Origin of the sequence: Streptomyces sp. NPDC017991, assembly GCF_044328075.1 — a bacterium.
Classification (GTDB): Bacteria; Actinomycetota; Actinomycetes; order Streptomycetales; family Streptomycetaceae; genus Streptomyces.
The window spans coordinates 139,410-160,879 of the sequence record NZ_JBIRGP010000017.1; the positions used below are offsets into that span (position 1 = coordinate 139,410).

Annotated in this window: 18 protein-coding genes and 2 pseudogenes; 12 read left to right on the forward strand and 8 right to left on the reverse strand. The window is 72.7% G+C overall.

From position 1 onward, the window contains the following. Positions 1-263: 263 nt before the first annotated feature. The 4 genes and pseudogenes from ACH4DZ_RS38975 to ACH4DZ_RS38990 form a co-directional block, all read right to left on the reverse strand. The gene (locus tag ACH4DZ_RS38975; protein ID WP_398293540.1) at positions 264-662 is read right to left on the reverse strand and encodes an ANTAR domain-containing protein; all 399 of its coding nucleotides are present in this window, start codon (positions 660-662) and stop codon (positions 264-266) included. A 292-nt stretch (positions 663-954) separates the two neighbouring features. Next, positions 955-1,488: pseudogene (locus ACH4DZ_RS38980) on the reverse strand (MMPL family transporter); the annotation flags it as partial. A 31-nt stretch (positions 1,489-1,519) separates the two neighbouring features. Next, positions 1,520-1,573, reverse strand: a pseudogene (locus ACH4DZ_RS38985) (hypothetical protein); the annotation flags it as partial. Positions 1,574-1,579: 6 nt separating this feature from the next. Next, positions 1,580-2,257: a hypothetical protein gene (locus ACH4DZ_RS38990; protein ID WP_398293542.1), complete on the reverse strand. Its 678-nt coding sequence runs from the start codon at positions 2,255-2,257 to the stop codon at positions 1,580-1,582. 415 nt (positions 2,258-2,672) lie between these two features. Here ACH4DZ_RS38990 and ACH4DZ_RS38995 point away from each other — a divergent pair, with 415 nt between their 5' ends. From ACH4DZ_RS38995 to ACH4DZ_RS39005, 3 genes are all read left to right on the forward strand, one after another. Beyond that, entirely contained in the window at positions 2,673-2,867 is a 195-nt protein-coding gene (locus tag ACH4DZ_RS38995) for a hypothetical protein (RefSeq protein ID WP_398293544.1), read from the forward strand. Between the two features lie 137 nt (positions 2,868-3,004). Beyond that, positions 3,005-4,198: an amidohydrolase gene (locus tag ACH4DZ_RS39000; protein ID WP_398293546.1), complete on the forward strand. Its 1,194-nt coding sequence runs from the start codon at positions 3,005-3,007 to the stop codon at positions 4,196-4,198. A gap of 198 nt (positions 4,199-4,396) precedes the next feature. After that, entirely contained in the window at positions 4,397-5,863 is a 1,467-nt protein-coding gene (locus tag ACH4DZ_RS39005) for an aminotransferase class I/II-fold pyridoxal phosphate-dependent enzyme (RefSeq protein WP_398293549.1), read from the forward strand. A gap of 113 nt (positions 5,864-5,976) precedes the next feature. Here ACH4DZ_RS39005 and ACH4DZ_RS39010 read toward each other — a convergent pair whose 3' ends face one another. From ACH4DZ_RS39010 to ACH4DZ_RS39020, 3 genes are all read right to left on the reverse strand, one after another. Then, positions 5,977-6,303, reverse strand: a complete 327-nt coding sequence (locus ACH4DZ_RS39010; protein WP_398293551.1) for a plasmid stabilization protein — start codon at positions 6,301-6,303, stop codon at positions 5,977-5,979. Between the two features lie 190 nt (positions 6,304-6,493). Then, complete coding sequence (locus tag ACH4DZ_RS39015; protein WP_398293553.1) at positions 6,494-7,996, reverse strand: MFS transporter; 1,503 nt, start codon at positions 7,994-7,996, stop codon at positions 6,494-6,496. Positions 7,997-8,073: 77 nt separating this feature from the next. After that, positions 8,074-8,988 (reverse strand): alpha/beta hydrolase, encoded by a 915-nt coding sequence (locus tag ACH4DZ_RS39020; RefSeq protein WP_398293555.1) that lies wholly within the window; start codon positions 8,986-8,988, stop codon positions 8,074-8,076. 92 nt (positions 8,989-9,080) lie between these two features. Here ACH4DZ_RS39020 and ACH4DZ_RS39025 point away from each other — a divergent pair, with 92 nt between their 5' ends. The 3 genes from ACH4DZ_RS39025 (at position 9,081) to ACH4DZ_RS39035 (ending at position 12,330) form a co-directional block, all read left to right on the forward strand. Next, complete coding sequence (locus ACH4DZ_RS39025; protein WP_398293557.1) at positions 9,081-10,010, forward strand: LysR family transcriptional regulator; 930 nt, start codon at positions 9,081-9,083, stop codon at positions 10,008-10,010. Positions 10,011-10,069: 59 nt separating this feature from the next. After that, on the forward strand, positions 10,070-10,606 hold the full coding sequence (locus ACH4DZ_RS39030; RefSeq protein ID WP_398293559.1) for an isochorismatase family cysteine hydrolase: 537 nt from the start codon (positions 10,070-10,072) through the stop codon (positions 10,604-10,606). Between the two features lie 245 nt (positions 10,607-10,851). Continuing rightward, complete coding sequence (locus tag ACH4DZ_RS39035; RefSeq protein ID WP_398293561.1) at positions 10,852-12,330, forward strand: aminotransferase class I/II-fold pyridoxal phosphate-dependent enzyme; 1,479 nt, start codon at positions 10,852-10,854, stop codon at positions 12,328-12,330. Between the two features lie 50 nt (positions 12,331-12,380). Here ACH4DZ_RS39035 and ACH4DZ_RS39040 read toward each other — a convergent pair whose 3' ends face one another. Further along, on the reverse strand, positions 12,381-13,913 hold the full coding sequence (locus ACH4DZ_RS39040; RefSeq protein ID WP_398293564.1) for an FAD-dependent oxidoreductase: 1,533 nt from the start codon (positions 13,911-13,913) through the stop codon (positions 12,381-12,383). A 356-nt stretch (positions 13,914-14,269) separates the two neighbouring features. Between ACH4DZ_RS39040 and ACH4DZ_RS39045 the strand changes: the two genes are divergently transcribed. From ACH4DZ_RS39045 to ACH4DZ_RS39070, 6 genes are all read left to right on the forward strand, one after another. Beyond that, complete coding sequence (locus ACH4DZ_RS39045) at positions 14,270-15,382, forward strand: glycosyltransferase family 1 protein (RefSeq protein WP_398293567.1); 1,113 nt, start codon at positions 14,270-14,272, stop codon at positions 15,380-15,382. Continuing rightward, positions 15,379-16,485 (forward strand): glycosyltransferase, encoded by a 1,107-nt coding sequence (locus tag ACH4DZ_RS39050; RefSeq protein ID WP_398293570.1) that lies wholly within the window; start codon positions 15,379-15,381, stop codon positions 16,483-16,485. Before ACH4DZ_RS39045 ends, ACH4DZ_RS39050 begins: the two co-directional genes overlap by 4 nt. Next, positions 16,482-17,564 (forward strand): glycosyltransferase, encoded by a 1,083-nt coding sequence (locus ACH4DZ_RS39055; protein WP_398293572.1) that lies wholly within the window; start codon positions 16,482-16,484, stop codon positions 17,562-17,564. The genes ACH4DZ_RS39050 and ACH4DZ_RS39055 overlap by 4 nt, the downstream gene beginning before the upstream one ends. Beyond that, on the forward strand, positions 17,564-18,448 hold the full coding sequence (locus tag ACH4DZ_RS39060) for a glycosyltransferase family 2 protein (protein ID WP_398293574.1): 885 nt from the start codon (positions 17,564-17,566) through the stop codon (positions 18,446-18,448). Before ACH4DZ_RS39055 ends, ACH4DZ_RS39060 begins: the two co-directional genes overlap by 1 nt. A gap of 220 nt (positions 18,449-18,668) precedes the next feature. Next, entirely contained in the window at positions 18,669-20,243 is a 1,575-nt protein-coding gene (locus tag ACH4DZ_RS39065; protein ID WP_398293576.1) for a cryptochrome/photolyase family protein, read from the forward strand. A gap of 61 nt (positions 20,244-20,304) precedes the next feature. Further along, the gene (locus ACH4DZ_RS39070) at positions 20,305-21,456 is read left to right on the forward strand and encodes a spore photoproduct lyase family protein (RefSeq protein WP_398293578.1); all 1,152 of its coding nucleotides are present in this window, start codon (positions 20,305-20,307) and stop codon (positions 21,454-21,456) included. Positions 21,457-21,470 lie beyond the last annotated feature (14 nt).

Sequence of the window (21,470 nt, forward strand, 5' to 3'; positions counted from 1 at the left end):
GCGGACCGGGAGAGGGGGTGGGTGGTGGCGACGCACGGCGCCGACCTCTTCGCCCGCCCGCTCGCTCGCTCCCATGGCCGACGAGGACCGGCTGCCGGCCGGGGTGTCGTGGGTGTACCGGGGCTTCGCGTTCGACGACGCGCGCTGTGACAGCGGACCGCTCAGCAACCGCCCCGCACAGTTCAACGCCCTGGCCGGCCAGGTGCAGCGGGCCTGCGGGAGCAGACGCCGGTCACCCCGAGTGCCGGCTCTGCGCGTGAGCGTCAGCGTGCGCGCAGCCTGGCGACCGCTGCGGCCAGGTGGTCCTGCAGGTGCGCGGGCAGCGGCTCGCCCTGTACGGATGTGAGGACGGCGTCGGCGACGTCGTGCAGCTTGGTGTTGGAGTGCTGCGACACGTCTACCAAGAGCTCCCATGCCTCGTCCACCGTGCAGGACCAGACGGCCATCAGCACTCCGCGGGCCATGTCGATGACCGGCCGCCGTACGAGCGCCTCCTGCAGCTGTGCGATCTCCTCGCGCAGGGCTTCGGCCGGCTCGGCAGGGGGCCGGTCGGTGTCATCGAGGAGGCACGAGTCGGGAGAGTGGTCGTCGCGTGGCGCGAACCCGGGGGTCGGTTCTCCGGTGCGGCCACGCCGGAGTTCCAGGCGTTGAGACGGGCGCATACATCGCACGTACCCGGACCCTGGCGAGGCATCCCCGCCGACCACGGCGGGTGTCCCACGGTGGGCCGGTTCATGGCGTACTCGGCGCGGTGCTGCTGCGCCTGCACGTCGGACCTGCGCGCGGCGAACGCGGACGGCGTCTCGTGAACCGTCGCACGTCCACTCTCCCGTCGGCGGCGGGTGTTCCGTGGCTCCGGCCGTGCCCGCGAGGAGTACACGGTGCATGGGCGTCCCCGGGCGCGGTGTGGGCCCGCGGTGCCGTGGCGACCGCGGGCCCACGGGGCGAAGGCTGTCAGCGCTGGTGGTCCGTCGGGCCGGCGTAGCTCGGTTCGAGGAGCGTGGGAGCGGCGGGGGAGTGCTTGGCGAGCTTCTCGCCTTCGATGTCGACGTCGGGCAGGAGGCGGTCGATCCAGGCGGGCAGGGACCAGGCGCGCTCGCCGAGCAGCGCGAGGGCTGCCGGGACGATTGTCAGGCGGACGACGAACGCGTCGAAGGCGACGTCGAAGGCGAAGGCGACGGCGAAGGCGACGGCGATGGCCAGACCGAAGTCGAGCGCCTTGATCATGGGGTCGTGGGAGCCGACGAAGCCGGCGAAGACGTTGATCATGATGAGGGCCGCGGCGGTGACGACGGTGGCGCTGTGCCTGAGGCCCGTCTCGATCGCGGTGCGGGCGTCGGCTCCGTGGACGTACGCCTCGCGCATGCGGGTCACATGCGGGTCACCAGGAACACCTTGGTAGTCCATGGCCAGGCCGAAGACGATGCCGACCATGAGGACGGGCATCAGGCTCATGATGGGGCCCGTCCGTTCGAGGCCGATGAGTGAAGAGGGCGTAGTCGATGCCGACCGCTATGCCCAGCATCGTGGCGAGAGTGGGGGCGTTGCTGTTGAGGTCGAGCAACCGGTTCATCCGTTCTCACATGTAGAGCGCGCGTGCCGATGGAGTGCTGCGGGGTGTCGCGGAACGGGTGGTGTAGGCGAGGTTGAGGACCGTGCGGCGTACACCGGCGTGTTCCAGTGAGGTCACGCGGTGGGCTGTCGTGTCGCTGCGCAGGAGGTAGGCGTCGCCCGCCCGGTGATGGGCCGAGAGCGCGGTGCCGGTGTTCAGATCGGCCAACGCGCCGGCCCGGGGCACGTACTCCAGCAGCCCGCCGGCGCCGGGCCCGTCGGGGGCTTCGAGGAAGAGCACCAGAGCGTAGGGATGGTCGTCGGTGTGGGCACCGTGCGTGTCACCCACGCGATGCAGGATGTTGAGTACGTAGCGCTCCAACGGATCGGCCACCGTCACGGGTGTCTCGCCGATGACCTCGGCCACCAGGGCGAGCAGGTGCGGGTCTTCGTACAGCCGGCGTACCAGTGCTGATTCCCGCTCGATGACGTGGCCGCCGAGCGTGGTCATGTGCCGGGGGGAGCTGTCCGTGCACACCATCGTGAAGTCCCGGCGCCGGGCGATCTCGGCCAGCCGGTGCGCCTCCGTCCGCAGCGTCTGGAGGCCGTCGGGGGTGAGCAGGCGGGGCAGCGGCGCGTAGCCGTCGGTGCGCAGGCGCAGGCCGGCAACAGCGAGGTCGTCGGTGGAACGCTGGGTGAAGGCCATGGGTGTCGCCTTTCGCTCGGGCGGGCAGGACACGGCCATGGCGTCCCCGGTCGGCGCGGGCGTCAGTCCCTCACGCGGCAGAGCGTCCGAAAAGACCGCACAGAACAGCGGACTTCGGCCGTCCGCGGCTGTGCCGGTGAGTGGTGCGAACAGGCAGGTCGAGGACAGCCGCCGAAGCGGACCCTGTCGTTCGAACCGGGGCGCCGTCCGAACGCGCCGTTTTCCCGGCCGACCGGCGAAGGCTGCCGCAACCCGGGCGGGCCGAGTACCGAGCGCCGCACGTTTCGGACGGGAACCGATGGGCCACTCGTGTGAGGAACAAGCGTTCCGGCACCCACAAGAGGACAAGAGGCAAGAGGCAAAGAAGCAAGAGGCAAAGAAGCAAGAGGCAAAGAAGCAAGAAGGAGGACAGTCGATGTCGAACCCACAGCAGCCCGAGGTGCGGCGCAGTGACAAGGGCGCGGCCACTCCGCAGGACAGCCAGGCCCGCAAGGCGGCACAGCGCACTCGCGGGAACGGCGGCCACGCACAGGGCACGGACCGCGGCGAGAAGGGTGGAGGGGAAGGCGGCGGTACGCCGCCCGAGCAGCAGCCGGACCACCCGGCCTGAACCCGTCGCCGTCCAGCAGGCGTCCGGCTCGGGGCTCGGCTCCTCCCCAGCGGTCCGCGACGCCCGGATGTCGTTCCCCGCAGTTGTCAGATGTGCGAGTCCGGGGGCCGGTGCGCCCTCGGCTCCAGGGAGGCAGCATGGCGATCACGAGAGACGTCGCGTACGCCCGTATCGGACAGGAGGTGGCCGCTCGCGCCGTACAGCTCTGGGAGGTCGCACTGGAGCTGCACCGCACGCCGGAACTCGCCTTCCAGGAGCACCGGGCGGTCGAGTTGCTGACCGGGCACTTCGAGCGGGAGGGCTTCCTCGTCGAGCGTGGCGTGGCGGGCCTGCCCACGGCGTTCACCGCCCGGACGGGTGACGGCAACGGGCCCTGCGTGGCGCTGCTCATGGAGTACGACGCCCTGCCGGACATGGGGCACGCCTGCGGACACAACCTGATCGCCGCGGCGGGACTGGGAGCGGCGCTTTCGCTGCGCGACGCGCTGGAGCGGGTGAACGGCACGCTCCTCGCCGTCGGCACCCCGGCCGAGGAGGGCGGCGGCGGCAAGGTGACGCTCACCGAGGCGGGCGTCTTCGACGGGGTCGACGCCGCCCTGATGTTCCACCCGGGCGTACACACCTGGACGTGGGCGCCGTTGACCGCGCAGCGCCAGGTGCGCGTGGGGTTCCACGGCCGTGCGGCGCATCCCACGGGGAACCCGACCGAGGGCGTCGACGCGCTGGCGGCGCTCGTCCAGCTGTTCAACACGCTCGCCGTGCTGGGCCGGCGCCTGCCACCCGGATCGCACGTCCAGGGCATCGTGACGGAGGGCGGCACGGCCACCAACATCGTGCCGGCCTTCGCTGAGGGCCTGTTCGGACTGCGCGGCGGCACGACGGCCGCGCTCGACGACCTGGACGCCGAACTGGCGCGATGTGCCGAGGGCGTCGCGCTGTCCACCGGCACCACGGTCGACACGGTCCGCGTGACGGCCGGGTACGAGCACTTCCGCGACAACGACGTGCTGTCCGGACTCTTCGCGGAGCATCTCGCACGGGCCGGCATTCCCGCCCGGGAACCCGAACCGGGGGTCTACCTCGGCTCGTCGGACATCGGGAACGTCAGTACGCGGGTCCCCGCCATCCACCCCTTCGTAGCGATCATGGACGAGTCGGGCAGCGACCACACCCCGCAGTTCGCGGAGGCCGCCGCCGGTGAGCGCGGACGTGCCGCGATGCTCGCCGCGGCCGAGGCGCTGGCCTGTACGGCAGCGGACGTACTGCTCACTCCCGAGACCGCGGAGCGGGCGTGGCGCTGCCTACGGGACAAGGTCGCGGCTGGTTTGTAGCAGTGCGGATCCGGCCTGCCGCAGTGGCCCGCAGTAGCGGCTTGCAGCACTGCGGATCCGGCCTGTGCGGGTCCGTTGAGCCGCCGGGCCGGTGCCTCCCGCCGAACGGGTGCGCGCCCGGTTCCGGCGTACGCCTGCACGGCCGCATCCGAGGCGGCAAGCTGTTTCCCTCTCACGAGGCAAGGGCAGTCGAGGCACATGGACCACTCGAAAGCGCCGGTACTCGAAGCTCTGGCGGCCTACCACGCCGAGAGGCAGACCCCCTTCACCCCGCCGGGCCACAAGCAGGGACGCGGCGCCGACCCCAGGGTCCGCGAGGTACTCGGAGACGCGGTCTTCCACTCCGACGTGCTGGCGACGAGCGGGCTGGACGACCGGACGTCCTCCCACGGCGTCCTCGAAGAGGCACAGACCCTGATGGCGGACGCCGTCGGGGCCGAGCACACCTTCTTCTCCACCTGCGGCAGCTCGCTGTCGATCAAAGCGGCGATGCTGTCGGTGGCCGGGCCGCACGAGAAGCTGCTCGTGGGACGCGACGCGCACAAGGCGGTGGTCTCAGGACTGATCCTCTCCGGTATCCGGCCCGTCTGGGTCACCCCGCAATGGGACTCCCAGCTGCACCTGGCGCACCCGCCGTCCGCGGCGGCGTTCGAGGCGGCCTTCGCCGCGCACCCCGACGCGAAGGGCGCCCTCGTCACCACCCCCACGCCGTACGGCACCTGCTCGGACCTGTCCGCCATCGCGCGGGTCTGCCACGAACGGGGCAGGCCGCTCATCGCGGACGAGGCATGGGGCGCGCACCTGCCGTTCCATCCGGGTCTGCCCACCTGGGCGATGGACGCCGGAGCAGACGTCTGCGTGACCTCGGTGCACAAGATGGGCTCGGGACTGGAGCAGGGTTCGGTCTTCCACCTCCAGGGTGAACTGATCGCCCCCGAGGTGCTCAGGAACCGTGAGGACCTTCTCGGCACGACGAGCCCCTCGGTCCTCGTCTACGCGGCCTTGGACGGCTGGCGCCGCCAGATGGTGGAGCACGGTCGGGCCCTGTACGACGACACGCTGGCCCTCGCCGCATCCGTACGGGACCGGATCGCGGACATCGACGGCATGCACGTACACGGGCGGGACGACTTCTGCGGTACCGGCCTCGCCACCGACATGGACCCCCTCCAGATCATCATCGACATCACCTCGCTCGGTACGACCGGCTACCGGGCGGCCGACTGGCTGCGCGAACACCACGGGATCAACCTCCACCTGTCCGACCACCGCCGCATCAGCGCCCAGTTGACCCATGCCGACGACAAGGACTCCACGCGGATCCTCCTGACGGCTCTGCGGGACGTCGCCGCTCACGCGGACCAACTGCGGCCCGCCGAGCAGGTCGACGTCCCGGACCCCGAACAGCTCCGGCTGGATCAGGTCATGCTCCCGCGCGACGCGTTCTTCGGGCCGACCGAACAGGTGCCCTGGGAGGGGGCGATCGGACGGATCACCGCGGAGATGATCACTCCGTACCCGCCCGGCATTCCCGCCGCGGTGCCCGGCGAGCGCCTGAACGCCGAAGTCCTGCGTTATCTGCGTACCGGCGTCGACGCCGGCATGGTCGTGCCGGACGCCGCCGACACATCGGTCAGGACTGTGCGGGTCGTCGCCGAGGACTGAACCGGCCCCCCGAGTGCGGCACGACGGGGTTTTCATGACGGGGTTCTACGGGCACCCGGATGGCACCGAAGGTTGCCCGGGACAGCCGTGTCGTCGTGGCCGAGGGCGGACGGTCAGCGGCCGAGGGCCTTGGCCAGTTGCTGTTTGTTCATCGAGGAGCGGCCGTCGACGCCGCGCTTCTTCGCCTCCGCGTAGAGCTGGTCCTTCGTCGGCCCCTGGGCACCACTGTGGGAACGCTCGCCGCCGCGCTGCGGAGCCGACTTCTTGTCCCGGGTGGACACCTTGCTCGACGTCTTCGACTCTCCGGCGCGGGCCCGCTCCTTGTTCACCGTGCGCGCCGCGATCTCCTTCGCGCGGCCGGTGGAGGTGCCGCGCTTCTCCGCGCCTTCCTTGATGTGCTCGTACTGACGCTCACGCTTCGCATTGGACCCCTGCGGCATGACGTTCTCCTCACCGGACGCGGGGAGTTGTTCGGCCCGCGTCCTCTCCTCGTTTCGATGGTCTTCCGCGTACCCGTAGCGCGACTTCTCATCCCGGGACCCGGATCGCTTCCATCAGATGCGGTGTCTCGGCGGGTGCGCCAGCAGGTGGCGCCCGAACGGATGAGAACGCCTTTCAGTACGAAGCACGTCAGTCATGGCGACCGGATCGGTGAGCCGCACGACCCGGCCGCACGACCCGGTCGCACGACCCGGACCTTCCGCGCGGCGCAGTGCCGCACGTGGACGTGCCCGGCCGGAACGCCGGCAACCGGGATCGCTTCGGTTCGGAAGGGGGTCGGCGCAGGCCGAGGGCGATCAGGGCCGTGAGTACGAAGACCGCGGCCTCGTACGCCATGGCGTGGGTGAACGCCGCGTTCGCGCTGGCGGCCGGTGCGAAATAGGCCAGCCCCGCCGCCGTCACGCCGATCGAGCCGCCGAGTTGCTGGGCCGTGGGCAGCAGGCCGGACACCGAATCCGCGGCGGCGCCCCGCAGACCCCCAAGGACCAGTGTGAACACCGAGGCCGTGAACAGGCCGAACGCGGCACCCCCGGCCGCCAGTACCGCCAGTACCGCCAGTACCGGCAGTGCCGCACGGCGTCCGGGCCCGGTGCCGATGAGCGGCGCGAGCGCCACGGCCGTACCCGCCAGCACGAGCGCGGCGGCCGTCAGCGCCGTCGTGCCCAGCCGGCGGGAGAGGGCCGGGGCGGCCCTGCTGCCCACCACGGCCGCGGCGGCGAACGGCGCCGACACCAGCGCGGCGGACAGCGCCGCGTACCCGAGTGCGGACTGCAGATGCAGGAACAGCAGGTACGTGAACGACGGGACCCCGGCGTTGAAGACGAACACCAGCAGCAGGCCCCGCCGCGCGGTCCCGTCCCGCAGGACCGACGGGTGGATCAGGGGGTCCGGCCGGTGCCGGAGCGTACGGACGAAGCAGGTGAGGGCCACCGCGGCCACGGCGAAGGAGGCCCACGTCCACCAGGGCCAGCCGGCCTCGCGGCCCAGCGCGCACGGCAGGACCAGCGTGGCGAAGCCGGTGGTGGCCAGCGCCGCTCCCAGCCGGTCCACGCGCGGTCCGTCCGCGCTGCGCGTACGGGGAAGCAGGGCCGCCCCCGCCAGCGAGACGAGTGCCACCGGCACCGTGACCAGGAAAACAGCGCGCCAGCCGAGGCCGAAGAGGTCGGCGCCGACGAGCAGCCCGCCGATGAGCGGTCCGGCCAGCGAGGCCACGCCCATCGTGGCGCCGTACAGGGCGAGGGCCCGTGGGCGGCAGTCCTGCGGAACGCCGGTGCGGATGAGCGAGAGCACCTGCGGGGCCACCAGGCCGCTGCCCGCACCCTGCACCAGCCGGGCCGCGATCAGCCAGCCGGCGCCGGGCGCGGCCGCGCAGGCCACCGAGCCGGCCGTGAAGACCGCGGTGCCCAGCACGAACAGCCGCCGGTAACCGTAGCGGTCGCCCAGCCGTGCGGCGGTGACGAGCAGGCACGCGTACGCCAGGGTGTACCCGGCCAGCACGAGCTGCACCGCGCCGGGGCCCGCGCCCAGGCCCGACTGGATGGCCGGAGCGGCGATCTGCGCGATCGTGACGTTCAGCAGTTGCACGAAGGTCGCGCTCAGCACGACCGGCAGCAGGAAGCTCCGGCGGTCCACCGGCGGAGGGGAGCCCCGGCGGTCGACCGGCGCCGGGAAGCCTCGCCCGTCCGTCGGCGGCGGGAAGTGTCGGCCGTTCACCGGACCAGGGCCTCGGCGAGTTCCTGCGGGCGGGCGGCGAACGGGCTGTGGCTGCCCGGAAGCGTGCGGACGGTGAACGGTTCGCCCGGCAGGGCCCGGTCGGCCTCCGCGATCATCAGGTCCTGTGCGGCCGTCGGCAGTGCCCGGTCGTCCGCGCAGCGCAGGAAGGTACGCGGGATACGGCCCCACCGCGCCGGGGTCAGGGTGATGGGAGTCGACGGGAGGGCGAGCGGCAGATCGGGGCTGAGCGCGGAGCGCCAGCGGTCGAAGCGGTCGGCGGGCGTGTCGTGGTAGTGGGTCTGCCGCAGCTCCTCGACGTAGGCGGGGTCCGGCGACAACGGGTCGATGCGTACGGCGCCCAGTGCCTCGGGATCACCGAGGTTGAGGCCCTGCCCCCGTGCGGTGGCGTTCTCGGGCGCGCCCAGGTAGTCGAAGAACCGGGGACGGCCCGCGGGGACGAACGCGGAGAGGTAGACGACCTGGTCGACGAGGTCGGGGGCGCGCTCCGCGGCCAGCGACGCGGGACCGCCGCCCGCGCTGTGCGCGACGAGCACGACACGGGCGTAGCGGCGGACCCGGCGCAGCGTGTCCAGCACGGCATCTGCGCAGTCGTCCATCGTCACGTCGGCGAGCTGTGACCTCTCGGTCAGCAGGCCGGGGCGGCCGGGCAGCAGGTACCCGCTGGGCAGGGGAGCGCCGAAGCCGTGTCCCGGCAGGTCGACGGCGACGCTCGCGGCACCGAGACCGGCGAGCGCGCGCTGCGTCGCTGCCCACTGCCACGAGCCGTGCCAGGCACCGTGAACCAGGACGAAGACGGTGTGGTCCACGGAGACGGTGTGGTCCACGGAGACGGTGTGGTTCAGGGAGGCGATGTGGTTCGGGGAGGGGGTGTCGCTCGCGGAGGGAGGCATGGCCCCCATCTCAAGCGATCACCGCGGGTCGATCCAGGGCAAGATATGGCACGCTGAGTGGCGATACTTTGTGTGTATGGAGGGGGAGCGGCATGGAAGCGCGGCATCTGCGGTACGCGCTCGCCCTCGCCGAGCACAGGCACTTCGGCCGGGCCGCCCGCGCGCTGGGTATCGCGCAGCCCCCGCTGTCCAAACAGATCGCCGACCTGGAGCGCGAGACCGGCGCCCGGCTGTTCGACCGTACGCGCCAGGGCGTGTTCCCGACCGCCGCGGGCGAGGCGTTCCTCGCCCGGGCGCGGCGGGCGCTGGAGGAGATGACGGCGGCCAGGACGGACGCCGGCCGGGCGGCCCGCGGCGAGACGGGCCGGCTGCGGCTGGGATTCGTCGCCTCCGCGCTGCTGGACCCGCTCCCGGACGTCCTGGGCCGGTTCGGCCGTGAGCGGCCGGACGTACGGCTGGAGCTGCACGAGATGGCATCCGGTCGCGGCACCGCGGCTCTCGTCGCCGGGGAACTGGACGTGGCCGTCACCCTCGGACCGCCCCGGGGCGCCGGCGCCGAGCATCTGGTGTCCGTCCCGGTCGGACACGACCATCTGATCGCCGTGGTCGGCAGCGCGCACCCCTACGCGGGCCAGGCATCGGTGAGCGTGGACCAGTTGCGGCGGCAGCCGCTGGTCGTGGCCGCCGGGGAGGACGAGCCCGTCATCGCCGCCGGGCTGCGCGTTCTGCTGGGCGAGGACGCGGCGGCACTGGAAGGCGCCACCGTGGCCAGGGACGTGCACACGATCATGGGCCTGGCCGCCTGCGGGGTCGGCGTGGGGCTCGGGCCCTCCCGCATGCGCGAAGCCCCGAGGCCGGGGATCCGGTTCTGCGAGGTGACCCCGAGGACGGCGCTGCCCGATCTGGTCCTGTCCTTCGCCGACCGGGACCGCTCGCCGGCGCTGGACGCCTTCCTCGACACCGTCCGGCGGAACTGCCCCGACGTCGGTGCCGCACTCGACCTGCGGTTGGACCGGGCGTGAGGGCTGTGACCGGCCGGCAGTGATGTGCCAGGACGGCTCGGAGGGGGGATGGTGGTTGCATGACCGGCTCCGCGCTCATCGTCATCGACATGATCAATACCTACGAGCACAAGGACGCGGAACTCCTGTTGCCCGCCGCCGAGGCGGCGCTGCCCGGGATCGTGTCGCTGCTCCACCGCGCCCGCGAGGCCGGTATCCCGGTGATCTACGCCAACGACAACTGGGGGCAGTGGCGTTCCCACCACGGCGAGCTGCTCGACGAGGCCCTGGCGACGCCGCATGCCGCTCTCGTGGAGCCCTTGCGTCCGGACGAGGAGTCCTTGTTCATCGTGAAGGCCCGGCACTCCATCTTCTACGAGACACCGATGACGTATCTGCTGGCGGAACTCGGCGTCGACCGGGTGGTTCTGACCGGGCAGGTGACCGAGCAGTGCGTGCTGTACTCGGCGCTCGACGCGCACATCCGGCATCTCGACGTCGTCGTACCCGCGGACGCCGTGGCCGCCATCCACCCGGAACTCGCGGAGGCCGCGCTGAGCATGATGCGGCGGAACATGGACGCGGAGATCACGCGGGCCGCAGACGTCACGTGGTGAGCCGGCCGGCCGGGCGAGCCGGCGGCTCCCGGTACGGCCGACTTCACGCGCCGCCTCGCGTGACGCGCGTGGCAAGGGCCCACGCGCCGGCCGGCGGTCCCGGATGGCCCGGACGGCCCGGACAGAGCACTACAGGTGTCGGCCGTCCCGCCGCGGGGCACTCGTGGCACTCGTCGGCAGCCGTCCCGGCGGTCGCGCCCCGGCGCGAGATGTTTTCGCCCTTCCGTAGCGGAAAGCCCCACACCATGGACCACTCGACAGCTCCCGTACTCGACGCGCTGGTGGCGTACCAGGCGCAGGACCATCTGCCGTTCACGCCGCCCGGTCACAAGCAGGGCCGGGGCGCCGACCCGCGGGTACGGGCCGTACTGGGCGACGCCCTGTTCGACGCGGACATGCTCGCGGTGTCCGGGCTCGACGACCGCACCACGTCCCAGGGGATCCTGAAACAGGCCGAAGCGCTGATGGCCGACGCGGTGGGCGCCGATCACACGTTCTTCTCCACCTGCGGCAGCTCCTTGTCGGTGAAGGCCGCCATGCTCTCGGTCGCCGGGCCGCACGAGAAACTCCTGGTCGGACGTGACGCGCACAAGTCGGTCATCTCGGGTCTGATCCTCGCGGGGATCCGCCCGGTGTGGGTCGACCCCCAGTGGGACCCCGATCTCCACCTCGCCCACCCGCCGTCCCCCGAGGCCTTCCGCGCGGCGTTCGAGGAGCACCCGGACGCGCGCGGGGCGCTGGTCACCAGCCCCACCCCCTACGGCACCTGCGCCGACATCGGAGCCGTCGCGGCGCTCTGCCACGAGCACGGCGTACCGCTGATCGTGGACGAGGCGTGGGGCGCCCACCTGCCCTTCCATCCGGAGCTGCCCACCTGGGCGATGGACGCGGGCGCCGACGTCTGCGTCACCTCGGTCCACAAGATGGGCTCCGGGCTCGAACAGGGGTCGGTCTTCCACCTCCAGGGCGACCGGGTCACCCCACAGACCCTCGCCTCCCGCGCCGACCTGCTCGACACCACCAGCCCCTCGGTCCTCGTCTACGCGGCCCTCGACGGATGGCGCCGGCAGATGGTGGAACAGGGCCACGAGCTGATGGAGGGGGCTCTGGAGAGGGCCCGGCGGGTACGAGCCGCCATCGAGGACATCAAGGGCCTGCACGTCAACGACCGTGACGACTTCTGTGCCCCCGGGCGCGCCTTCGACATGGACCCCCTCCAGGTTTTCATCGACCTGAGCGGAGTCGGGTTCAGCGGTTACGACGCCGCCGACTGGATGCGCCGGCACCACCGCATCAACCTGCACACCTCCGACCACCGCCGCATCAACGCCCAGCTCACGCACGCCGACGACGAGACGACCACGGAACGGCTCCTCGACGGTCTGCGCGACCTGGTCGCCCATGCCGACGAGCTGCCGCCCGCCCCGGACATCCGCGTCCCGGACCCGGGGAGCCTGCGCCTGCGACAGGTGACGCTGCCGCGTGACGCCTTCTTCGGCGAGGTCGAGCAGGTTCCCGCGGACAGCGCGGTCGGGCGGATCTGTGCCGAGATGCTCACGCCCTACCCGCCCGGCATCCCCGCGGTGCTCCCGGGCGAGATGCTCGACCGGGCCGTGGTGGACTACCTGCGCAGCGGTGCCGGCGCGGGGATGCTCATCCCCGATGCCGCCGACGGCAGCGCCGGCACCATCCGCGTGTCCGTGCACGACGTCGACGCGGACTGACGGAGTCCGGGCGCGGACCGGCTGGTGGGCCCGCGCCCGGACCCAGGCGCTCAGACCGTCCGCGGCGGCAGCGGGCGTACGGCCGGCCCCTGCAGGACCTCGCCGTCGACGCCGAAGCGTGAACCATGGCACGGGCACTCCCAGGCGGTCTCCGCCTCGTTGAACGCGACCAGGCAGCCGAGATGCGTGCAGCGCGCCGACACCGCGTGGGCCGTGCCCGCCTCGTCGCGGTAGACGGCACAGCGGCGCCCCTCGACCCGTACGACCGCACCCGAGCCGGGGGCGATCTCGGCGACGGAGTCGACGTGGGTGGTCCTCAGCCGGTCGCCCACGAAGTGCTTGGCCACGTCCGCCTGCTGTTTCAGCAGCGCCGAGCCCTCCCGGAGGGTGCTCCACAGCCGGCGCGGGTCGTACAGCCCCGCCCACTCGGGTTCCGCGCCGGTGAGCGTCGACGCCAGCAGCTGTCCGGCCATGGCGCCCCCGCTCATGCCCCAGCCGCCGAAGCCGGTCGCCACGTACACATGGCGTGCGCCCGGATGGAACGGGCCGACCAGCGGCACGCCGTCGCTCACGTCGTTGTCCTGGGCCGCCCACCGGTACGCCGTGTCGCCGACCGGGAAGTGTTCGTGCATCCACGCGTCGAGCCGCAGGAAACGCTCGTGGCCGTCGCCCGTGCCGGGAGTGAAACTCTCCCCCGTGACGATGAGCAGCCGTCGCCCCTCGTCGAGCGGAGCGGTGCGTACGGACCGCTTGCCCAAGTCGTCCGTGAGGTACATGTGCTCCGGTGCCGCCGAGGCGGGGAGGGGGGCGGCGACGACCAGTTCGCGGCGCGGTGACAGGCGCGCGAAGTGCAGGGCACGGTCGAAGACGGGGTAGTGCGTGGCGACGACGACGTCGTTCGCCGTGATCGTGGTGCCTCGCTCGGTCGTCAGTTCGCACGGGGTCCCCTCGGTGAGGCCGGTCACCCGGGTCCGTTCGTGGATGACACCGCCTCGCGCGGTGATGTCGTCCGCCAGGGCCAGCAGGTACTTGCGCGGATGGAACCGAGCCTGCCGCGTGACGCGTACCGCCGCGGCGACCGGGAACGGCAGATCCGTCTCCGTCACGAGGTCGACGGCCAGTCCCGCTTCGGCGGCGGCCTCCGCCTCGGCCTCGAACGTGGATCGTTGTCGCGGGTCGACCGTGAAGGTCAGGGCCGACGAGTCTTCGAAGTCGCAGTCGACGCCGAGTTCCGCCGCCACGGAGGCGACCCGCTCCACCGCGGCCTGCTGGGAGTGGGCGTACTGGCGTGCGCCTTCCTTTCCGCGTGTGCGGCGCAGGCGTGCGTACACGAGCGAGTGCGCCGCGGTGAGCTTCGCCGTCGTGTAGCCGCTCACCCCGGCGGCGACACGGTCCGCGTCCAGCACGAGGACGTCGCGTCCGGCCCGGGTCAGTTCCCAGGCGACGGACAGGCCGGCCATGCCCGCCCCGATCACGACGACGTCCGCCGTCGCGTCGGCCTCCAGTGCCGGCCACCGGGTGCCCGGCGCGGTGGCCATCCAGTACGACTCGGCGGTGCCCGGCAGTTCAGATCGCGTGGTCATGGCCCACGGGTTCCCCCACCGGTCGAAAGGAAGACGTGCGGGGAGCCCTTCTTCCCGCGATTCCCCCGAGCGGCCCTGTCCCCGTCGCCGGAGCCACAGGTGGCGGGCCGCCCCTGAAGCGGGGGCCGGACGCAAGGGAAGAGCAGGCCCGCCCTTCGCCCGGACGGCCGTCTCCCGCATGCTCCGGACCGGCCGGCGGGGAATCGTGGGACACGCAGGTACGGGGTGTCCCGCGCGCTGCTGCCCCGGGCGGCGCACCGGCATCCCCGACATCCCTGGTATCCCCCATATCCCTGGCATCCCCGACACCCCGGGCATCCCCGGCTTTCTCGGCGTGACCGAAGGAGGAGACACCCGTGCCCGAACCGGCCACCCGCCACGACCCCGCCATGCCCGGTCCGGCGTCCGGGACCGGCGGCATCATCCGAGTCGCCTCGATCCCCGCCGGGCACGTGTACGTGCGCCACCTGTCCCCGCCGGGCGGCGACCGCGTGATCCGGCTGGCCGACCCCCGCCCCTGCGGCGCCCCCAGCGGGTCCGGCCAGTGGTGGCCGCCGGTCATGCTCGACCCGGACTGGGTCGACGAGCACGCCGACACCTTCGACGTCCTCCATCTCCACTTCGGCTTCGACGCGCAGACTCCGCGGGCGCTGGAGGACCTCGTCGACGCCCTGCGCCGCAACGGCAAACCGCTCGTCCAGACCGTCCACGACCTCGTCAACCCCCACCACCGGGACGAGGACGAGCACCGGGCGCAACTGGACGTGCTCGTCCCCGCCGCGGACCGGATCATCACCCTCACCCCGGGCGCCGCGCGGGAGATCGCCGCACGCTGGGGCCGTACCGCGCTGGTCCTGCCGCACCCGCACGTGGTCGGACAGGCCGGCCTCGTACGCCCCCGGCCCGTACGCGACACGTTCACGGTCGGTCTGCACGCCAAGAGCATCCGGGCCAACATGGACCCGCTGCCGGTGGCCCGGGTGCTCGCCGACGCGCTGTCGGAACTGCCCGACGCGGTGCTGCGCGTCGACTGCCACCCGGAGATCGACGATCCGGCGAGACACTGGTACGCGCCCGGAGTGCTCGACGAGTTGCGCGGGATGGACCGCAAGGAGCGGCTGCGGCTGCACGTCCACGACTACTTCGACGACGACGCGCTCTACGACTATCTGATCAACCTCGACGTGTCCGTGCTGCCCTACCGCTTCGGCACCCACTCCGGCTGGCTGGAGGCGTGCCACGACCTGGGGACCACCGTCCTCGCGCCGACCTGCGGGTTCTACGCGGAGCAGCGGCCCTGCCTCAGCTACGGCCACGACCGGGGCGGGCTCGACGAGGCGTCGCTGCGGGACGCGGTGCGCACCGCCTACGAGGAGCGGCCCGTCTGGCGGGCCGACCCGGCCGACCGCCGGGCCGAACGTCTCCTGCTCGCCCGTGCGCACGAAGCCCTCTACGCGGACCTGTTGTGACGGCGTCCGACGTGCGGCCCCCGTCGCGACCCGACCCCGTCGCGCCGCTGCGGATCGCCCTGATCGCCTCCGCCCGGCATCCGATCCGTGATCCGTTCGCCGGCGGTCTCGAAGCGCACACCTGGACGCTGTCCAAGGCCCTGCGCGCCCGCGGTCACGAGGTCACGATCTTCGCGGGGCCGGGCTCGGACCCCGGGCTGGGGGCGGTGGAGATGCCGTTCCGGCCGCCCCGGATCAGCGAGGCCGCCTGCCGGGACACGAGCATGGTGGCCGCCCACTGGCTGGCGGAGCACCACGCCTACCTGCAGCTGATGCTCGACCTCTCCCGTGCGCCGGCGCGGTACGACATCGTGCACAACAACAGCCTGCACTACCTGCCGGTGGCGATGGCCGCCGTGCTCTCCGTACCGGTCGTCACCACCCTGCACACCCCGCCCACGCCGTGGCTGGAGTCGGCCATCCAGGCGCCGCGGTACTGCCCCATGCGGTTCAGCGCGGTCAGCGATCACACCGCCGCGGCCTGGCGGCACGTGGTGCCCGCCGCCACCGTGGTGCGCAACGGCATCGACACCGAGCGCTGGCGCCCGGGGCCCGGCGGGGAGGAGCTGGTCTGGTCGGGGCGGATCGTGCCCGAGAAGGGCGCGCACTTCGCGATCGAAGCCGCACGTCTCGCGGGGCGGGGGCTGCGGCTCGCGGGGCCCGTCGGAGACACGGAGTACTTCGAGGAGTGCATCCGTCCCCGTCTCGACCGCACGATCACCTACGAGGGCCACCTCTCCCAGCCGGAACTGTGCGAACTGGTCGGCTCCTCGGCCGCCGCCGTCGTCCCGCCCTGCTGGGACGAGCCGTACGGACTGGTGATCGCGGAGGCGCTGGCCTGCGGCACACCGGTGTGCGGATTCGCGCGCGGCGCGCTGCCGGAGATCGTCACGGACGACTGCGCCCTGCTGGTCGAGCCCGGCGACTGTAAGGCGCTGGCAGCGGCCGTCGAGCCGACGACCGCCCTCTCCCGGGCCGCCGCGCGACGCCACGCGGAGGCCTTCTGCTCCATGGAGGTCATGACCCGCAGTTACGAGCGCTTCTACCGCTCGGTGTCGGCATGATCGGCTACTACGTCCACCACCAGGGCAGCGGCCATCTGAACCGCGCCCGGACCGTCGCCGCGCACTGCCCCGTCCCGGTGACGGGTCTGTCCACCCTGTCCGAGCCCCAGGACTGGCCCTGGCCCGGCCAGTGGGTGCGGCTGCCGAGGGACGACGACGGCGACCCGGCCGGGTTCGGTGACGTGACGGCGGGCGGACGGCTGCACTGGGCGCCCGTCGGGCACGCCGGGCTCCGCGGGCGGATGGCACTGATCGCGCGGTGGATCGAGGGGACCGCGCCCCGGCTCCTGATGTCCGACGTGTCCGTCGAAGTGGCCCTGCTGGCAAGGCTGTTGGGCACACCCGTCGCGCTGGCGGCGATGCGGGGCGACCGCACCGACCCGCCGCACCGGATGGCGTACGACCTGGCCGAACTCGTCCTCGCCCCCTGGCCGGCCGCGCTGCCCGAACCGGGCCGGCCCGCGCACTGGTCGGCCAAGACCGTGCACACGGGCGCCTTCTCCCGTTTCGACGGCCGCCCGCGCCCCGCGGGCGAACCGGGGCGTACGGACCGGTCGCGTACGCAGCGGAGGGTGCTGCTCCTGATGGGTTCGGGCGGGGCCGACGTCACACCCGGCGAGGTGAAGGCCGCGCGGGCGGCCACCCCCGGCTGGGAGTGGACGACGCTCGGCGGGCCGGACGGCGGCTGGTCGGCCGACCCGTGGCCCGCGCTGTGCGCGGCGGACGTCGTGGTCACCCACGCGGGCCAGAACGCGCTCGCCGAGTGCGCCGCCGCGCGCCGCCCCGCGGTGGTCGTCCCCCAGGAACGCCCCTTCGGCGAACAGGCCGCCACGGCCCGCGCCCTGACCCGAGGCCGCCTCGCAGTCGTCACCCCCCACTGGCCGACGCCCGAGGCCTGGCCCGCCCTCCTGGAACAGGCCCACGAGCGGGGCGGGGACCGCTGGTCCCACTGGGCACCGGGCGACGGGGCGACCCGGGCGGCGACCGCCTTGGCCGAGGCGGCGGGACACGCCGCCCCGGTACGGCACCCCGGCGCCCCCCAGCACCCCACCGTCCCCCGTACCCCCGGCGCCCCCTGATGCGTACCGCCGTGATCACCCTCGCTGCCGGCCGGCACGGGCATCTCGCTCTGCAGCACGCCGGGCTCGGCGGCGGGTCGTGCATGCCCGGGCAGTACGTCGTCGTCGCCATGGGGGATCCGGGGCTGGGTGCCGTTGTCGCCGGGCGGCGGCCCGGTGCGGCGGTCGTCGACTGTCCGGTGCGGGACGGCAGGCTGCCGCTCGCCCGTGCCCGGAATCTCGGCGCCGCGCATGCCCTCGCCCACGGCGCCGAACTGCTGGTCTTCCTGGACGTCGACTGCGTGCCCGGCGACAGGCTGCTGGAGCGGTACGCCGGGGTGGCCCGCGAGCCCGGCCGCCCCCGCTCCCTGCTCTGCGGCACCGTCGCGTACCTCCCGCCACCGCCGGACCCGGTCGGCGGCTACCGGCTGGCCGACCTCCCGGCGCTCGCCGCACCGCACCCCGCCCGGCCCGCCCCCGGAGCCGGCGAGACCCAGGACGGCACCGACCACACCCTGTTCTGGTCGCTGTCCTTCGCGCTGACCGCCGACACCTGGCACGCGGTCGGCGGCTTCTGCGAGGAGTACGAGGGGTACGGCGGCGAGGACACCGACTACGGTCAGCGGGCCCGCGAGGCCGGTGTCCGGCTCACCTGGGTGGGCGGCGCACCGGCCTTCCACCAGTACCACCCGACCTCCAGCCCGCCGGTGGAACATCTGCACGACATCCTGCGCAACAGCGAGATCTTCCATCGCCGTTGGGGCTGGTGGCCGATGAGCGGCTGGCTCGACGCGTTCGCGGAACGCGGACTGATCCGCCGGCACCCTTCCACCCTCCGCTGGGAGCACACCCCGCCCCCCGACGGAACACGGCCCTCCGGGTACCGCCCGAGCCGAGGCGCTTGACGGGAGCGCCGCCACGCCCTCGGCCTCGGCGGGATCGCGGTCCCGTTCTTTTTTTGGGGGCGTGGTTCAGCGACCGCACCAGCGGACGGCTCCGCGAGAAGCAGGGCGCCCGGCGTGTGCCGCGTCCCGCCCGCGCCGTCGTGCGCTTTGATCTGCGGAGGAAAGCGTCGCGCCGCGCAGGGCGCCGACGGGGCGACGACTCGTCGACGGAGCGCACGGCATGACAAGGAACACGGCGGCCGGGAACGTGCCTGTGACCGCGGCTGAGAACGCGGCCGAGAACGAGGCCGACGAAGAGCCCGGCACCCACCACTGGCTCTTCGGCGACCAACTCGGCCCGCACTTCGTCGATCCCGCGCGCGGCGGCCCGCGCCGGGACGCGCCGCTGCTGATGATCGAGGCCCGCAGCGTCCTGCGCCGACGGCGGTTCCACCGCGCCAAGGCCCATCTGATCCTCTCGGCGATGCGCCACCGCGCCGCCGAACTCGGTGACCGCGTGCGGTACGTCAAGGCGGACACCTACCGCCAGGGGCTGCGCGAGGCGCTGGGGGACGCCCGGGTGACCGTCCACCACCCCACGTCCCACGCGGCCCTCGCCTTCGTACGCTCCCTGCCCTCCGTACGTGTCCTGCCGGCCCGCGGTTTCCTCGTGACGCACGACGAGTTCGAGCGCTGGGCGGACGGCCGCGGTACGAAGCACCTGCGCCAGGAGGACTTCTACCGCTGGGTCCGCCAGACGCACGACCTGCTGATGGAGGGCGACCGGCCGGCCGGCGGGCGCTGGAACCTGGACCACGACAACCGGCAGCCCCCGCCGCGCGGCGCCGCCGACCTGGGCGTTCCGGCCCCGTACCACCCTCGCGAGAGCGAGATCGACGACGAGGTACGGGCCGATCTCGACCGCTGGTCGCGCGACGGGGACGTCGAGTTCGTCGGCGAGGACGGGCCGCGCGGGTTCCCCGCCACCCGCCGGGAGGCACTGGCCGCGCTGCACCGCTTCGTCGAGCACCGACTGCCGACCTTCGGCGCGTACGAGGACGCGATGCTCACCGGGGACGCGACGATGAGCCACAGCCTGCTCTCCTCCTCGCTCAACCTCGGCCTGCTCGACCCCGCCGAATGCGCCGAGCGGGCGGAGGCGGCCTGGCGGTCGGGGAACGTCCCGCTCAACAGCGCCGAGGGGTTCGTCCGGCAGGTCACCGGCTGGCGCGAGTACGTCTGGCACGTCTACTGGCACTTCGGGACGCGGTACCGCGAGAGCAACGCGCTGGGCCATCACGAGCCGTTGCCCGACTGGTTCACGGAACTGTCCCCGGACGCGACGGACGCCAACTGCCTCGGCCACGTCCTCCAGCAGGTCAGGGCCACCGGCTGGACGCACCACATCCCCCGTCTGATGATCCTCGGCAGTCTCGCACTGCAACGGGGGTGGGAGCCCGGGGCCGTCACCGACTGGTTCCACCGCAGCTTCGTCGACGGCTACGACTGGGTGATGGTCCCGAACGTGGTCGGCATGTCGCAGTACGCCGACGGGGGCCGCATGACCACCAAGCCGTACACGTCCGGTGGCGCGTACATCAACCGCATGAGCGACTTCTGCGGTCCCTGCCGCTACAAGCCGACCGTACGGGTGGGCGAGGACGCCTGCCCCTTCACCGCCGGGTACTGGAACCTGCTGCACCGCCACCGGGCCCGGTTCGAACACAACCCGCGGATGACGCAGGCCGTACGGGGCCTCGACCGCCTCGCCGACCTCGATGAGCTGCTGGAGCAGGAGCGCGACCGCAGGGTGTGAGGTGTGAGGTGTGGGGACTGAGCCCCTGCCCCGGAGAGGAACAGCCGGAGAGGAACAGCACGTGGAGCCCGAGCAGCAACCGCTTTTCGACTGGTCGGACACCGCACCGGCACCCCCGCGGACCGCTGAGGGGGCGTTCCGGGACAGCCCCCGGGCCCGCCGGATGCTCGACGTACGGGAGGTGTACGCCGAGCCGGCGGCCCTCGACTCCCCGCGCGGGCAGCAGATCATGGCCCGGCTGCCGGGCGTGCGGGTGACCGAGGTCGACGGCCACTGGCAGATCCCCTCCCTGCACGGCAACGACGGCAACATCGCCCGCTGGGTCCGCATCAAGACCGACACACTCGTCCTCGGCGTCAAGCACAGCCTCAGCACGCGACCCAACGGCAGGTCGGCCGACTGGATCGCCCCCGGCCCCTCCAACGGCTGCGCGATGGCCTGCGCGTACTGCTATGTCCCGCGCCGCAAGGGATTCGCCAACCCCATCACCCTGTTCACCAACATCGAGGCGATCGTGGCCCACGTACAGCGGCACGTACGCGCCCAGGGCCCCAAACCGGAACCCAACCAGTGCGACCCCGAGGCCTGGGTCTACGACATCGGTGAGAACGGTGACTGCTCCGTCGACGCCCTGGTCTGCGACAACACCGCGGACCTCGTCGCCGCGTTCCGCCGCCTGCCGACCGCGAAGGCCTCCTTCGCGACCAAGTTCGTCAACCCCGACCTGCTCGCACTCGACCCGCGGGGCCGCACCCGCGTGCGCTTCTCCGTCATGCCGACCGACGACGCCCGGCTCCTCGACATCCGCACCAGCCCGGTCCCCGAGCGCATCGCGGCGGCGGCCGACTTCCTCGACGCCGGGTACGAGGTCCACTTCAACCTCTCGCCCGTGGTGCTGCGCCCGGGGTGGGAGCGGGACTGGGCCGACCTGCTCACGCACCTCGACGACGTCCTGCCCGCCCGGGTGAAGGAGCAGGCGGCGGCCGAGGTCATCATGCTGACCCACAACCAGGCGCTCCACGAGGTCAACCTGGGCTGGCACCCGCGCGCCGAGGACGTGCTGTGGCAGCCGGAGATCCAGGAGACCAAGCGCTCCCAGAACGGGGCGCTCAACGTCCGCTACGCCCTGGAGACCAAGCAGCGGGCCCTGGCGCGGCTGCGGGAACTGCTGGCGGCACACGCGCCGTGGCTGCGTATCAGGTACGCCTTCTGAGACGGGTACGCCTG

Bases quoted from the DNA above. Each gene is read 5' to 3' on its own strand.
- ACH4DZ_RS39040 (WP_398293564.1), bottom strand. From the start codon at position 13,913: ATGACCACGCGATCTGAACTGCCGGGCACCGCCGAGTCGTACTGGATG.
- ACH4DZ_RS39060 (WP_398293574.1), top strand. From the start codon at position 17,564: ATGCGTACCGCCGTGATCACCCTCGCTGCCGGCCGGCACGGGCATCTC.
- ACH4DZ_RS38995 (WP_398293544.1), top strand. From the start codon at position 2,673: ATGTCGAACCCACAGCAGCCCGAGGTGCGGCGCAGTGACAAGGGCGCG.
- ACH4DZ_RS39065 (WP_398293576.1), top strand. From the start codon at position 18,669: ATGACAAGGAACACGGCGGCCGGGAACGTGCCTGTGACCGCGGCTGAG.
- ACH4DZ_RS38975 (WP_398293540.1), bottom strand. From the start codon at position 662: ATGCGCCCGTCTCAACGCCTGGAACTCCGGCGTGGCCGCACCGGAGAA.
- ACH4DZ_RS39035 (WP_398293561.1), top strand. From the start codon at position 10,852: ATGGACCACTCGACAGCTCCCGTACTCGACGCGCTGGTGGCGTACCAG.
- ACH4DZ_RS39030 (WP_398293559.1), top strand. From the start codon at position 10,070: ATGACCGGCTCCGCGCTCATCGTCATCGACATGATCAATACCTACGAG.
- ACH4DZ_RS39005 (WP_398293549.1), top strand. From the start codon at position 4,397: ATGGACCACTCGAAAGCGCCGGTACTCGAAGCTCTGGCGGCCTACCAC.
- ACH4DZ_RS38990 (WP_398293542.1), bottom strand. From the start codon at position 2,257: ATGGCCTTCACCCAGCGTTCCACCGACGACCTCGCTGTTGCCGGCCTG.
- ACH4DZ_RS39055 (WP_398293572.1), top strand. From the start codon at position 16,482: ATGATCGGCTACTACGTCCACCACCAGGGCAGCGGCCATCTGAACCGC.
- ACH4DZ_RS39010 (WP_398293551.1), bottom strand. From the start codon at position 6,303: ATGCCGCAGGGGTCCAATGCGAAGCGTGAGCGTCAGTACGAGCACATC.
- ACH4DZ_RS39000 (WP_398293546.1), top strand. From the start codon at position 3,005: ATGGCGATCACGAGAGACGTCGCGTACGCCCGTATCGGACAGGAGGTG.
- ACH4DZ_RS39020 (WP_398293555.1), bottom strand. From the start codon at position 8,988: ATGCCTCCCTCCGCGAGCGACACCCCCTCCCCGAACCACATCGCCTCC.
- ACH4DZ_RS39025 (WP_398293557.1), top strand. From the start codon at position 9,081: ATGGAAGCGCGGCATCTGCGGTACGCGCTCGCCCTCGCCGAGCACAGG.